The sequence below is a fragment of the Streptomyces sp. NPDC097617 genome (genome assembly GCF_044761485.1).
Classification (GTDB): domain Bacteria; phylum Actinomycetota; class Actinomycetes; order Streptomycetales; family Streptomycetaceae; genus Streptomyces.
On sequence record NZ_JBIWCL010000055.1, the window covers coordinates 1 to 13,345 of the forward strand.

Here is a 13,345-nt window from a genome sequence, read left to right on the forward strand (position 1 = left end):
CGAAGGACGTCGAGCTCGCCGCATAACCCCAGCAGCCCTGAACCACCCCAAACCCGACAGAGGTGCCTTGACGAACGACATAGAGGCACCCCCCCCCCCGGTAACTGCCTGCCGGGACCCGCCGACCGACCGCGCCGACCGCCGTGCCGCGCCGGGGCGAAGGAGCGCTTTGCTCGGCACGCACGCCCAGTAGGAGCAAGCGCCGCCGACCGCCCCCGCCTCGACGATGGCCGCGGTCAGCCCGGATCGGACGATCCGGTCGGCGGCAACCTCGCCGCCGGGGCCTCCGCCGATGACGACGACGTCGTACGTCTCCTCCATCAGCCGCGCACCAACGGCGTGTCCACAAGGTGCTGCGCCAGGAACCACACCTGCGTCTCACCGGTACGTACGACCTCGGAGATGAGCAGGTCGTTGCTGCCCTCGTCACCCTCGGCCGAGATCCGCGCGGCGGCGTCAAGGGCGTCGATGAGGATCCGCTTGTGCGCGTCGAGGAGCCGCGACAGCATGACGCGCACCTTCTCGACGCCGTCGGGCGGGCGGGGTATGGACGTCAGCTCCGCGACGTGGCGCGGGTCCGCGGCGGCGACGCCCCCGAGGCTCTGGACCCGCTCGGCCAGCGCGTCCACGATGGCGAGCTGCTTCCCCGCGTGCTCGTCCAGCATCAGGTGGAGCGAGTAGAAGGTGGCTCCGCGCATGAGCCAATGGAGTTTCTTGTAAAGGGCGTACAGGATCTGCGTGTCGGCGAGGACATGGTTCAACCGCTGGCAGGCGTACCTGCGTGTGTCGTACCCCAGGCCGATCGGAAGCGGCTCAAGTGTGCCGAACGGCTGGGTCTCCGCGCCCTTCTGGTGCAGAGGCGGCTGGCCGCCGCCGTGCTGGGGTGCGGTGGTGGGTGCGGGTTCCATCGTGTGCTCCTGTGGCTTTGTGGCTCAGGTACCCGGCCGCCCGGGCCGTGCGGGTATGCGCGGCGGCAGGCCCGGCCTACGGGTCGGGCTGCTCAGTGATGGTCGGCGGCCGGGACGCGGTGCGAGCCGGGTGAGCAGGCCGCTGCCGACACGCCCACGGCGAGCCCGAGGGCCGTTACCACAGCGGGTACGGCGTCAGGCCGCCCAGGTGCGTGCTGGTTTTCTGCACTCCGTGGCCGGCGCCGAGCAGGCCCACCAGCAGACGCAGGATCAGGATGACGGTGTCCAAAGGGGTCAGCCGGCCGCGTGCTTGCCGATGACGGCCTGCGCATACACGACGCCGAGCCCGTAAGCGCCCGCGTGAGCCTTGACGACCTCCATCACAGCGCCGTACGTCTCCTGCCGCGCCCAGTCGCGCTGCAGCTCCAGCAGCACCTGCACCCACGTCACCGCCACGGCCCCGGCGGCCAGCATCCGCTGGACGGCATGCTCGTGAGCGATGGGGCTGACACCACCCGAGGCGTCCGAGACCACATAGACCTCGTAACCCTGCTCCAGCGCCGACAGCGCAGGCAGCACCAGACACACCTCGGTCCACAGACCCGACAGGATGATCTTCTTGCGTCCTGTCGCCTTCACCCCCGCCACCAGCGCCTCGTCCTCCCAGGCGTTCATCGACGTACGGTCGATAACTTCCTGACCGGGAAAGACATCCGCGAGCTGCGGCATCAGCGGACCGGAGAACGACTCGGCGGCCACAGTGGTCAGCACAACCGGCACGTCGAACGCCCGGGCAGCCTTCGCAAGGCCCACCGTGCTGTTGATGATGGCGGCACGGTCGCTGCTCCCAGTACCGAAGAACATCTGCGGCTGGTGGTCCACGAACAGCATGACCGAGTTGTCCGGCGTAAGCAGATCCCCACTCGGGGCGGCCTGGACCTTATTGATATCGAACATGGGGTGTCCTCTCGGAGCTATGACGAAGATCGCCGTCCGCGATCCCGCAGCTCAGTACGCCCCGACGCTATGACTGCTCCGTCCTGCTGATCTTCCACTCCGTGCACAGGAATTGGCCCGACGACGCACTCTGTCCTGGTCCGGCGCCGTACGGCGACGAGCGCGAGACTGGCGGCCCCTCGGCAAGGATGGCCATGGGGGAGGAACGGGGAGACACGGTGCTGGTCGGTCGGCAACGTGAACGCGTACCACTGGAGCGCGCCTTCGCGAACGCGCGGTCCGGTGTCGGCGGCTCGCGAAGATAGTGCGCGCAGACGCAGACATGGGGAACACCGACCGCGCTGCTCGACTGGACGGCCGCGCACCGAGCACGGTGGTTTCACTGTCCTGCGGGTGGGTGGCGGGGCACGGCTCGCCCTCGAAGCGCTGCACGAGGTGTGCCGGCCGTTGCGGAGAATTCACTCGCACCGCCGCCCCGGCGGGCTGCCGGCGTGAAGCGACACCGCGGAGGAGCGGGGCTACCACTACCACGCCCTGCCTTCCTCCTTGGTGACCCAGGAGTCGGCCGCCCACAACATGTCCGGCCAGTGCGCGCTCGCCTTCAGGGCCTCTGCCAGCTCCGAAGCGGATTACAAACGATGCGACGAGGTTTCGGGCCTTCGAAGGCCTCGCCGCTTGCCTCATCAATGAGTAGTGTGCATCGTGAAGTTGCAGGGCACGGGTCTGGTGTGAGGGGCGGTAGGGGGACTCGTGCTGATCGGCGGCCGGTGTCCACGGCGAAGATCGTCCGACCGGTCAGATCGAATGGCGCGACATGCCGCGTACGCCGTCGGCCAGGCCGGGGCCGTCGCCCACGTCGCCGCTCACGAGCTCGGCGCGGCCGCCTACGCGATCAAGGCCGCACGTGCAGCGGCACCGGAAGGCGAGAACGAGACCGCGGGACGACTCGAGTGCCAGTGGCAACGCAATCAGCTCCCGGAGGCGATCCGCGAGCTCGTACTCGATGACCAGCGGCTGCGCAAAGACATCTGCTGGTCGATGTGCGACTGTTGAAGCCGGACCTTGCGCAGTCCTCATGGTTGGCGCAATGACCGGTAAGCATCGTGAAGTTGCAGGTCGCGGGTCTGGTGTGCGTGGGCTTCAGGGCGCTCGGACTGGTTGCGGGCGGACTCCCGTCAAGATCGCCGGTCAGCGGGCGACTTCGCGGTTCGTCAGAACCAGCAGGGCCCTCACCAGCGCGGTCGCCAACTTCGGGTCGGTGCGTACCTTGCTGAGCACGCGCCAGTTCTTCAGATGCGCGAAGCCGTGCTCGACCGGCGCCCGGACCGCGGCCAGCGCGTGGTTGGAGAGTTTCTGGCCGCGGGTCAGGGGCCGGTTGCGGGCGGCCTTGTAGCCGGTGATCACTGCCGGGTCGGCGTCCGGGCCGCTGTCGTCCAGGCCGACGAAGCCCAGGTCGGCGATCGCTCCGAGTCCGCCGCGCGAAGGTGGGCGGTGAGCTTGTCGTGCTGGCATGCGGTGATCTCCGCGGTGCGTCCGGGCCGCACCGCGGAGACCCAGAGCAAACGGCCCTTGTCATCGGTGAGTGCGATCACGAGCAGGCCGTGGCATTTGTGCTTGCCGGAATAGTTCTTCCGGTTCGCTGTTCCGGTGCGCCGCCGGGTGCGTATCAGGGAGCCCTCCAGCAGCACGATTCCGTCGCCCGTTCGGGTGATCTTCAGGCCGCGGTCCAGGCGTGGGGCGCGGGCGGCGAGCAGACCGACGACCTCGCGGACCCAGCGAGTGACGGTGGTTCGGTGCACCCCGTTTCCGCCGGCCAGATCGCCGGGCCGCTGGTCACAGCGCAGTACCGCGAGCACGATTCCCGCGATCTTCCCCGGAGGCAGGGCCCGCCACGGTGAGCCGATCTTCTTCAGATGGCCGCGTATCAGGGTGGCGAGGTAGTTCAGGGTGGCGCTCGACAGCGGCAGGCGGGCGGTGTAGAGAAGGCCGTCAGGGCCCTCGGCGTGAGGGTTGTTTTTCTTCACACCAAACTCAACTGCCGCCGGGGGCCCGCTGGTTACGCCCTGACCGCCCCGGTCCCGGCGCGGGTTACCGGCGTGCGGTGAACCGCCCGTCGGGCCGTTTGTGCAGCCAGCCCCGGTCGGCGAGCTTGGTCATCTTCGCCCGCAGCGGCTCCAGCTTCCCGCGCAACCCCACCTCAAGCCCCAGCTCCTCGCCCACCGCCCTGACCTGCACCGGACCATCGGCGGCCCGAACGATCGCCAGGATCCTGCGGTAGTCACCGGGCAGCGCGGTCTCGTCGGGTTCGTCGTCGCGGTGCGGGATCAGCAGCACCGCACGCCTCGCCACCTGCGCTTTCACCGGAGCCACCAGGGCGGCGGCCTCCGCTTGGAGGCGGTCCTGTTCTGCCAGCCGGTGCAGCACCCGCTCGGCGACCACCAACTCCTCCCGCTCCGCCTCGACCTCCCCAAGCCGCATGCCCAGCTCCTCGGCGAGTGCGTCCAGCTCGCTCCGGCGAGCCGTGATCCGCTCCAGCTCGGACATCCCCCGCTCCCTCCCCGCGATCCCGTGGTGCATCCGTAGGGCGACGGATCGCAGGCGGGCCCTCACGACAGGCGCGGCAGAACCCGAGAACCGCCTCGGCTGCCCTGGCAGACGATCTTCATCGTGGACACCGGCCGCCAATCAGCGCGAGCACGGCAAGCCGCCCGCACACCAGGCCCATGACCTGCAACTTCACGATGCACACTGCTCAATCGCCGGTACTGCCCCCGCCCCTGTCTGGACCGCTCAGGTGTTGGGCGGATCTGGCGGCAATGCCGAAGACCTCAGGCCAGTGGGCCCAGAAGATCCAACTGCGTGAGAACCCGCGCAGCCCCTCGGCCACCTTCACCACCAAGAGGTGGTCACCGGCCGCAGCAGCGGCACGCAGGGCCGCCAGCCAGTTGAGGCCCTCGGCCTGCAGCCACTGAGCGGCCTCGTCGGCATCAGACAGCTCAGGCGTGCCCTCCCAGGTCAGAAACGCGTCACCGTGATCGAATTCGCATCGCCGGCCTGCCAGCACGGCGGTCTCCAGCAGCCACCTATACATCGTCGCCCGCGCCGCGTCAATGTCCCGGGGCTCTTCCTCGGCGTGCAGGCGGGCCCGGGCGTACAACCGCAGCAGATCGTGAAGCCGGTAGCGGCTTCCGTCTGCACACAGGAGGCCGGCCTCAACCAGTTCCTCAAGGGTGTCTTCAGCGTCGAACGGGTCCTGGCCGGTGATCTGAGCGGCGCAGCCCCCGCTCACGTCCGGACCGGGAACCAGAGCCAGGCGCCGGAACATGCGGGCGGCATCGGTATCGAGCCGTCGGTAAGACAGGTCGAACGCGTTGGTCACGCAGAGGTCGCCAGCAGTAAGCGCCTCCAGTCGCCGGTCTTCCAGGGCCAGCCGGTCGGCCAGGCGGCGCGCAGTCCAGCCAGTCCGAGTGGCTAGCCAGTTGCCCACTACACGCAATGCCAGCGGCAGGTGGCCGCAGCGCTGGGCCACGTCCGCCAGCGCCGGCGGGTCGACAGACGCTCGCTCGGAGCCCACCAGGCTGGTCAGAAATGCGGCCGACTCCCGTTCGCTCAGCTCGCAGATCGGCAGGCGATGCACGTTGTCCAGGCCGGTCAGCATGCGTCGGCTCGTGACCATCACCATGGAGCTACCGGTTCCCGGCAGCAGGGGCCTCACCTGAGCCTCGTCACGGGCGTTATCCAGAAGAAGCAGGGATCTTCGATCGGCCAGGATCCGCCGGTACAACTCCGGATGACCCGCCGGTCCCGCCTTGAGGAGATCCCGGTTGGGCACCCCGAGCGTCCTCAGCAATCCGAGGATCAGCTCGGCCGGAGTCGGCGCCTCCTCGTCTGCACCACACAAGTCCACGACTAGCTGCCCATCCGGGAACCGGCCTTCGAGCTGGCAGGCAGCGCGTAGTGCGAGATTCGTCTTTCCCACCCCAGGAGGCCCGCTCACCACCACCACAACCGCCTGGCCGGGAGCTCCTTCCACCCGTGCAAGTTCAGCAAGCTCCGCCAGCACGGCCAGCTCCTTCTCCCGGCCGATGAAGTCGTCTATGCTCCGCGGCAAGGACCGCACACCCGTGGCACGGTACTCCTCCGGCGCGCGTCTGGCCCTGGCGGCATCCAGCAGCTGCTTGCGCTCCGCATGCGCAAGCTGGAGACCCTCCGCGAGCGCAGCCACCGTCCGGCGTTGCGGAGACGCCCGCCGCCCGCGCTCCAGATCTCCGATGCCCCGTGCACTTACACCTGACCGCTCGGCCAATCCTTCCAGCGTGAGGGATCTTGCCAGACGCAGAGCGCGCAGCAGCTCACCGAAAGCCGCCCCTCCGCCCTCGCATACCTCTCCTGATCCCGGCCCCTGCCAACGAGCATTCTTCGGTCTGCCACGCACACTTTGCCCTGCCCTTGGCTGTTGGCGGTCCGCCGCGGAAACATTTTCTGGGCGTGACCTACCGCATGCTATGTTTGATATTGCTGTTTCCCGTTCGCTAATGTCAATATTATTGAACATTTTCTTACTTTTCTGTGCAGCTGTGCCGCTGTGCCAACGATCAGATCGGTCCCCTGTCGCGACTCCGCTCAAGGTCGACCGCACAACCCTGCCCTGCCGGAAGACGACCCGCCGTGCTACTCGCACCCGAAGCGAGGCAGACCAGGGCGGCGCTGATGGTCGCGCAGTTCGCGGCCCCGCATCCCGCTCAGTGGCTCTTTTTGTCGATGAGCATCGTGGTAGCCACTGCTCGCGGTGGTGCTCGAACTGGCGGTCGTCGTGGTGGTGATCCACTCCTCACCACGCTCGTCGTCGTTCCTGGTGTGCCTCCTGGAAGGCGTTCTGGGACATCAGGGTCGAACCGGACGGCACCCTCATCCCGGTCCGGGACCGGCAGGTCGCAGCTTCCTCCCGCAACTACCGTTTCTCGGCAAACGTGCAGGTCATCATCGACGCCAACACCCGCCTGGTCGTCGTCTCGGCTCGCCCGGCGCCTGGGAACAAGGCCGATGCTCAGGCCTGGCGGGAGTCCGGCCTGCCGACCGCGGCGGCCGGAACGACGGTCCATCGCGGACGGCTCCTACCTGGGCACCGAGCTGATCGTCCCGCACCGCAGAAGGGCCGGACGTCCCCTCCTGCGCGGCCAGGAAGAGGCCATAACGCCGAACACCGCCGGGTCCGGGCCCGCGTCGAGCACACCTCCGCCCGCATGAACAACTGGAAGATCCTCCGCGACTGCCGCCAGAAAGGAGACGGCCTCCGCCACCCCGTCCAGGCCGTCGCCACCATGCACAACCTCGCCATGACACGGTGAAACACCAGGCCATACACCACTCCGGCCCGCCCAGACCGAGCCTTCTGCAACAACCTTTAGCTAAGGCGCCATACTCACGACGAGCGGAGAGCCCCGGTAGGCGACATCTGAGCCGCCCGCAGCGCAGGGTACAGCCCGGCCGCGGCGCCAACCCCCACAGCTACCGCCGGCCCTGCCAGCACCCAGACCATGGGGACTACGGCAGGCCAACCCTGTATGGCCGCGTACGTGTAGACGACGGTGACCCCTGCGGCTGCACCCGCCAAGCCGCCGAATAGGCCGAGCAATACTGCCTCGATCAAGAACTGCATGGTGATCTGTCCTCGGCGCGCCCCCAACGCGCGGCGAAGTCCCACTTCGCCACGTCGTTCCATGACGCTGACCACCATGGTGTTCGCGATCCCGACTCCCCCGACGAGCAGGGCGACGCCCGCGAGGGATAGCAGGAGGCCGGAGAGAGCGGTGTTTGTCTCAGCACGCGCTTTGAGCAGGTCAGAGGGGCGAGAGACAGCAACCATGGACGGCTTGGCCGGGTTCGCAGTGGCTGCGGCGACCCCCTGTACATCGTTGACTCGTTCGGGGTGGATGCGCAGGTAGACAGTGGATGGTGTGCGTTCGCCGCCCAATGCGGCGATCGCTTGAGGCGTGCCCACGAGCGCGGTGTCGTCGATGTCCGGCACGAGCTCGTTCGGCTGCAAAGTGCCGATCACTCCGTACCATGCGCCGGCCAGTCCTTTGCCTTCAAGCCAGACGGTCTCCCCTGGGGCCTCCACACCCAGCCGCTCGGCAGCACCGTGGCCCAGGACTACTACAGGAAGGCGTTCGGTGGCACGGTCCAGCCAGCGGCCGGAACTCAGTTCTCCCCGTATGGTCTTGAGCAGGTCATCTTGCGCTGACAGTACGTGCAGGCTGTTGGTCTGACTCAACGGGACAGCATCATTACGGTAGATGTTCGCCTTGGTGTCTGCGGTGGTGCTGATCTGTTCCACGGGCGGGATGTTTCCGAGCATTTTTGTCGCCGTATCGGGCAGGGGCACCTTTGCGCCGCTGGGGTTCTTTCCAGGCGAGACGGTGACCAGGTTGCTGCCGAGGCGGTCGAAGCGGTCGAGGAGGTGGGCTTGGTTCGATGCCGAGATCCCGGTGATAGCAACGACCGCCGCAATTCCCAGAGCGACACCGAGGGCGGACAGTGCCGAGCGTAGGCGACGGGTCCGAGGGCCGATCAGCCCCAGTCTGAGTAGCTCGGCTGGTCGCAATCGTGCAGGTCGGGGCAAGCTGTAGGTCATGCGGAGCCCCCCTGCGCGGAGCTCCAGCTGAACGGGGCGTCTGTGCATGCATCAAACGCGATGCGACCATCCTGAATTCCCACCTGCCGGGGGAGAGAGGCCGCCAAGTCTCGGTCGTGGGTGATGACAACGACGGTCGTGCCCTGCGCGTTCAGCTTCAGCAGCAAGTCGACGACGCCTTTTCCGGCGCCGGTGTCCAGGGCGCCGGTGGGCTCATCTGCAAGCAGGAGGCCAGGCTGGCCGACCAAGGCCCTGGCGATGGCTACGCGCTGCTTCTCGCCGCCCGAGAGCTGATCGGGCCGGTGATCAAATCGGTGGGCGAGGCCGACGTCCCGCAGCGCGCTTTCAGCTCGTTCCTGCCTTCGCCGGACGGTTTCGCCTGTATACAGAAGACCGGTCGCTACGTTTTCCACTGCTGTCAGGCCTGACAGCAGGAAGAACTGCTGGAAGACAAACCCGATTCTCCGGGCTCGTAGCGCAGCGACCTGTCGGTCACTCAGGTCCGTCAGATCACGGCCTTCTAGGTGGATCCGCCCAGACGTGGGACGGTCGAGTGTTCCTATCAGCGATAGAAGTGTGCTCTTGCCTGACCCAGATGGGCCGACCACCGCGAGGAGTTCCCCCTCGCGAACGGTTAGGTCGATGCCATGCAGCACTTGCACAGGAGGGTTGCCGTCGTACTCCTTAACAACATTTTCCAACTGCAGAACGGGAGATCGCTCCTGTCCGTGCTCACTCATTTGGGGACCACCACCTTGTCACCTTCCTTGAGCTGGCCTTTGACCTCGGCCTGGTTGGCGACGATGAGTCCTACCTCCACTGCGACGAATTCCGGGTCAGCCGTATCGGACTTGACGATCTCGATTCCATAGCCGCCCCCGGTCTTGGCAAGCAACGCGGTCACCGGGACCACAAGCACGTTGTCTGCATTCTTTTCCGGCACGGTGACAGTGGCTCCCACACGTCCGCTGCTCAAGGCAGCAGCCGCCGTCTTCTGATCGTCGAGGCGGATCGTGACAGTCGACTTGGCTTGGTCACGTTCTCCGGATCCATCACCGCTTTTGTCCCCCGTGGTGTCCCGCTTTATGGAGGTGATCTCTCCGCGAATGCTGCTCCCGGCGTCCAACTGAACCGTGACCTCACTCCCTGGGAGTAGTTGGGGAAGCTGCTCTTCGCTGGGTTTGATGGTGGCGTAGACATCTGGAGTCGTCACCTTCAGCACTGGACCGTTGGATCCCGCCGCAGTGCCGAACTTGGCGACGACTTCCTCGACCCAGACGTCCCCGTACGGAAGTACGGCGACCCGGCCCATCTCGACCGCACCTGTCTGCCGCACGCCGATTGCCTTCTGCCACCGTTTGACGGCAGCAGCCGTGGCATCCGTGAACTTGTCATCGACAGTCAAACTGGCCGAGTCCGCATAGCCCAGGTCAGCGAGGTTACGTTCCAGGATTCTGATGTCGGGCCCGTTGCTCATACCCGTTGCCAGTGCACGCCAGAAAGGGCGGGTACCGCGGAAGAGGATGACGGGCTGCGCATCGATCTCGTACAGTGGTTTGCCGACCTGGACGTGATCACCGTTCTTGGGCAGCTGGGTGAAAGTGCCTTGCCCCTGTACCGATATCTCGTCAGCCGGCGAGTGACCCAGCCGGCCGTCGAGTCGCAGCCCGGACGCCAACGAGGTGCGCTGAACGGGCGTCGTCGAGTGGCGTTTGAGATTCTTGGCGGAGTCCCCCTCGCCAGTCGGCCACTTCCTCACGGTCAGTGCTCCGCAGGCCGCCGCAACGGTCACAACGGCGATCCAAGCGGTAACCCGACGGCACCCCTGCTGTGGCTTGCCACGCTCTCCTGTTCGAAGGTCGCTCTTTTCCCCCTCCGATTCCTTCTCGTTCACAGGAGGCTTCACTTGGCCTGCTCCGTGCTTTCACCGATGCCTATACCGGGGAACTTCTTCTCGCAGATACGTACGGCGTTGTCCCATTTCCCGCCCACCGCGTCCTTCGGGCGTATGAGGCCCCCGCCGTCGGGGTCCGCCATGTTCGAGATTCCGTTCTCCCGGAGACACTTGGCCAATCCGCGGGCATTCGCCAAGTCCTGCGGTTTGCTCTTCTCCCGGACCTGTTTCATGCCGGGAACCTTCGCTTCACACTCCTCGAAAGCCTCCTTCATCGGCGTTCCGGTCTCTCCCGGGGTGTTATCTGTCACATGGCCCGAATTGTCCATTTTCACCTCCCACCCCATCTCCCGCATGCACTTGATGTACGCCTGCATCACTTCCTTCGGGTCCTGCTGGTTGCCCTGCGCGTCAGACTTGCCGTCGGCACCCGCAACCTTGGGCGCGCCAGAATTGGAAGACGTACAGGCCGTCATGGATACGGCTACCCCCAACGCTAGTACCGCTGTACAGGACAGGAGTGTGCGTCGCATGCTTCCTCCGCCAGATTCGCGGCACCGGACTGGCCCGCTGAAACAGGTGTACGGGACTGCTAGTTGGCCGCGGGTGAAGTCTGGCTAACCGCCACCTAACCTGCGATCCGGCAGACTCTCGGCAAACGAGGGCGAAGGGAGAGGCAGTGCGCGTGCTGGTTGTGGAAGACGAGGAGCCCTTGGCCGAGATGATTGCCGCCGGGCTACGTTCCTCGGGCATCGTCGCAGATGTTGCCCTGGACGGTGGCGTGGCCATGGAGATGACTGCTGTAGCCGATTACGATGTCCTGGTGCTGGACCGTGATCTGCCGGTGATTCACGGGGACGCCGTGTGCCGCATGCTCACTTCGGCGGGATACCCGGCTCGGATCCTCATGCTCACTGCGGCCGGTTCGCTGGCTGACCTCGTTGACGGCTTGGGCAAGGGTGCCGACGACTATCTCGCCAAGCCCTTCTCGTACGTCGAACTGGTGGCCCGCCTGCAGGCATTGGCCAGAAGAGGGCATTGCGGCTCCCCGGCCGTACTCGAACGCAGAGGCCTGCGCTTGGACAGCATCCGCCGAATTGCTGAGCGTGAGGGGCGCCTGTTGCGGCTCACGCCGAAGGAGTTCGGTGTTCTTGAGGCTCTGATGACTGCTGACGGCGCCCCTTTGAGGCCGGCGGCTCTGCTGGAACTGGTGTGGGAGTACGACCATGCGCCCGAGAGCACCACCGTCAAGGTCACAGTCCACCAACTGCGCCGCAAGCTAGGCCCGCCGCCCCTCATCGAGACGGTGCCCGGATGTGGATACAGGCTATGACCCGGCTTTTCGGCCAGCTGACGATCCGGACACGGCTCGCCCTGCTCAACACGGCCGTTTTCGTCGTCGGCGGAGGGGTTCTCCTCGCCTCGGTCTGGGCGAGCGTCGGGCAAATTATCGGACGCAACAGACAGACAGTCATGGGTCAAACCGTAGGCTCAGTAACTTCCGCAGCCTCCGACGCAGGAGGGGCGAGCGGCTCCTACGGCCAATCCATGCCAACGAGTGGCACCGAGAGCTTTGCGGAATTCGAGCACGCCGTCATGGACGAGTTGTTGAAGCGCTCTCTCCTCCTATTCATCGTCGCGGGTTTCCTTTCCCTGCTCGCGAGCTGGTGGGTCGCGCGACGTGGACTGTCCCGAATCGGGCAGGTTACGGCGGCCGCCCGCGACATCGGGGACCGTAACCTGCACGCACGGCTGGCTTTGATCGGGCCTGACGACGAGGTCAGGGAACTCGCAGACACGTTCGACGCCATGCTCGACCGCCTCGAGCGTAGTTTTGCCGCACAAAGGCGCTTCACCGCCCATGCCTCCCATGAGCTGCGTACCCCCCTGACCGTGCAACGGACTGCCCTGGAGATCCCGCTTTCACAGGGACGAATACCGCCCGACTTGCTGCCCCATGTCACCCGCGCACTGGAGGCCACCATGCGCAGCGAACGCTTGATCGCCGCTCTGTTGGCTCTGGCTAAGGGCGAGAGCGGCGTGCTTCTGCCTGCCGCAGCCGACCTTGCCGAAGAGGCACGGAAGGCGATCACCGATGCGATTGCCGAGGCAGGTGTGACGGAACTCCTGGTGGACGCCCAGTTGCGTACCGCTTGGGTGTGGGGTGACTCATCCCTCCTTGGGCAGCTCGTAGGGAACCTGATAACGAATGCCTTCCGGCACAACAACCAACACGGCTCGGTCCGCATCATGACGGGACTCACCGACGAGGGGGGTGGATTCATTGAGGTGGTCAATACCGGTCCCATCATCGACGAGTCTGATCTGCCCACGTTGTTCGAGCCCTTTCAGCGAGGCGACGGCCGCCGGAAAGGGGCAGGCCTTGGATTGTCCGTGGTCCGTGCAGTGACAGCCACGCACAGTGGAAGGCTGGACATGCGAGCCAATCCAACAGGCGGCCTCACCATCCGGGTGGAGCTACCACCGCGGCATCCGCCAACCCCTGAGCGCACTGCCGGAATTGGGTAAGCACCCTGACCATCCCTATCCTTGAGCCGTTCCGGGTGGGCGTGTCAGCGATCTTGTGTAAGTCGGTTGGTGTCATTGGATGCTGAGGCGGTTCTCGAAGAAGAGTGAGAACTGGTTCAGTGCCTCTTTCCAGTGAGCCTTTTCCAACCTCAGGTTGAGGCGTGGTGAAGGACGACGACGGCTTTCACGATGTCGGTGATTCGGTTGGTGCTGCAGCGGAGCTTCCGCAGGAGGCGCCAGCCCTTCACAACGTGACCGCGTCCCCCTTGAACTCGGCGGGGTAGTGCTTCATCCCCACGGGGACTCCGTTCTCCTGGACCATCAAGATCCAGGGTCTCTTGCAAGATCGAGTTTGTCCGGTTCGCCGGAAGGGGACCGGAGTTGGGTGGAGCGTCCCGCTTCGGGTGGGTGATGAACGCAGTG

At 66.0% G+C, this 13,345-nt stretch carries 15 protein-coding genes and 1 pseudogene; 4 read left to right on the forward strand and 12 right to left on the reverse strand.

Going from position 1 to position 13,345, the window contains the following annotated elements:
- The 3 genes from ACIQZO_RS39905 to ACIQZO_RS39915 all read right to left on the reverse strand — a co-directional run.
- Nucleotides 1-321 (reverse strand): FAD-dependent oxidoreductase (locus ACIQZO_RS39905; RefSeq protein ID WP_403636239.1); only part of this gene is annotated, 321 nt, incomplete at its 3' end.
- Nucleotides 321-908 (reverse strand): Dps family protein, encoded by a 588-nt coding sequence (locus ACIQZO_RS39910; RefSeq protein WP_403636241.1) that lies wholly within the window; start codon nucleotides 906-908, stop codon nucleotides 321-323. The genes ACIQZO_RS39905 and ACIQZO_RS39910, both read right to left, overlap by 1 nt.
- A gap of 294 nt (nucleotides 909-1,202) precedes the next feature.
- Entirely contained in the window at nucleotides 1,203-1,865 is a 663-nt protein-coding gene (locus ACIQZO_RS39915; protein ID WP_403636243.1) for a hydrolase, read from the reverse strand.
- An 804-nt stretch (nucleotides 1,866-2,669) separates the two neighbouring features.
- On the opposite strand from ACIQZO_RS39915, the gene ACIQZO_RS39920 reads away from it, so the two are divergent.
- Nucleotides 2,670-2,918 carry a putative immunity protein gene (locus tag ACIQZO_RS39920; protein WP_403636244.1) on the forward strand — a complete coding sequence of 83 codons (249 nt, stop codon included), beginning with the start codon at nucleotides 2,670-2,672 and terminating at the stop codon, nucleotides 2,916-2,918.
- A gap of 135 nt (nucleotides 2,919-3,053) precedes the next feature.
- On the opposite strand, the gene ACIQZO_RS39925 is transcribed toward ACIQZO_RS39920, so the two are convergent.
- From ACIQZO_RS39925 to ACIQZO_RS39940, 4 genes are all read right to left on the reverse strand, one after another.
- A complete protein-coding gene (locus tag ACIQZO_RS39925; RefSeq protein ID WP_403636246.1) occupies nucleotides 3,054-3,269 on the reverse strand; it encodes a transposase family protein in 216 nt (71 codons plus the stop codon).
- Complete coding sequence (locus ACIQZO_RS39930; protein WP_403636247.1) at nucleotides 3,266-3,889, reverse strand: transposase family protein; 624 nt, start codon at nucleotides 3,887-3,889, stop codon at nucleotides 3,266-3,268. The genes ACIQZO_RS39925 and ACIQZO_RS39930 overlap by 4 nt, the downstream gene beginning before the upstream one ends.
- A 64-nt stretch (nucleotides 3,890-3,953) precedes the next feature.
- A complete protein-coding gene (locus ACIQZO_RS39935) occupies nucleotides 3,954-4,409 on the reverse strand; it encodes a hypothetical protein (protein WP_403636249.1) in 456 nt (151 codons plus the stop codon).
- 208 nt (nucleotides 4,410-4,617) lie between these two features.
- The gene (locus tag ACIQZO_RS39940) at nucleotides 4,618-6,420 is read right to left on the reverse strand and encodes a helix-turn-helix domain-containing protein (RefSeq protein ID WP_403636250.1); all 1,803 of its coding nucleotides are present in this window, start codon (nucleotides 6,418-6,420) and stop codon (nucleotides 4,618-4,620) included.
- Between the two features lie 355 nt (nucleotides 6,421-6,775).
- On the opposite strand from ACIQZO_RS39940, the gene ACIQZO_RS39945 reads away from it, so the two are divergent.
- Nucleotides 6,776-7,213, forward strand: coding sequence for a transposase family protein (locus ACIQZO_RS39945; RefSeq protein ID WP_403636262.1), 438 nt, complete (start codon nucleotides 6,776-6,778; stop codon nucleotides 7,211-7,213).
- 74 nt (nucleotides 7,214-7,287) lie between these two features.
- On the opposite strand, the gene ACIQZO_RS39950 is transcribed toward ACIQZO_RS39945, so the two are convergent.
- The 4 genes from ACIQZO_RS39950 to ACIQZO_RS39965 are packed head-to-tail and all read right to left on the reverse strand — an operon-like array spanning nucleotide 7,288 to nucleotide 10,926.
- Nucleotides 7,288-8,499: an ABC transporter permease gene (locus ACIQZO_RS39950; protein WP_403636252.1), complete on the reverse strand. Its 1,212-nt coding sequence runs from the start codon at nucleotides 8,497-8,499 to the stop codon at nucleotides 7,288-7,290.
- A complete protein-coding gene (locus ACIQZO_RS39955; RefSeq protein ID WP_403636254.1) occupies nucleotides 8,496-9,239 on the reverse strand; it encodes an ABC transporter ATP-binding protein in 744 nt (247 codons plus the stop codon). Before ACIQZO_RS39955 ends, ACIQZO_RS39950 begins: the two co-directional genes overlap by 4 nt.
- Nucleotides 9,236-10,393 carry a peptidoglycan-binding protein gene (locus ACIQZO_RS39960; RefSeq protein WP_403636255.1) on the reverse strand — a complete coding sequence of 386 codons (1,158 nt, stop codon included), beginning with the start codon at nucleotides 10,391-10,393 and terminating at the stop codon, nucleotides 9,236-9,238. Before ACIQZO_RS39960 ends, ACIQZO_RS39955 begins: the two co-directional genes overlap by 4 nt.
- Before the next feature lie 8 nt (nucleotides 10,394-10,401).
- Entirely contained in the window at nucleotides 10,402-10,926 is a 525-nt protein-coding gene (locus ACIQZO_RS39965) for a hypothetical protein (RefSeq protein ID WP_403636256.1), read from the reverse strand.
- A gap of 146 nt (nucleotides 10,927-11,072) precedes the next feature.
- Here ACIQZO_RS39965 and ACIQZO_RS39970 point away from each other — a divergent pair, with 146 nt between their 5' ends.
- Nucleotides 11,073-11,726, forward strand: coding sequence for a response regulator transcription factor (locus ACIQZO_RS39970; RefSeq protein WP_403636258.1), 654 nt, complete (start codon nucleotides 11,073-11,075; stop codon nucleotides 11,724-11,726).
- On the forward strand, nucleotides 11,708-12,922 hold the full coding sequence (locus tag ACIQZO_RS39975) for a sensor histidine kinase (RefSeq protein WP_403636260.1): 1,215 nt from the start codon (nucleotides 11,708-11,710) through the stop codon (nucleotides 12,920-12,922). Before ACIQZO_RS39970 ends, ACIQZO_RS39975 begins: the two co-directional genes overlap by 19 nt.
- A 149-nt stretch (nucleotides 12,923-13,071) precedes the next feature.
- On the opposite strand, the pseudogene ACIQZO_RS39980 reads toward ACIQZO_RS39975, so the two are convergent.
- Nucleotides 13,072-13,170, reverse strand: a pseudogene (locus tag ACIQZO_RS39980) (IS5/IS1182 family transposase); the annotation flags it as partial.
- Nucleotides 13,171-13,345 lie beyond the last annotated feature (175 nt).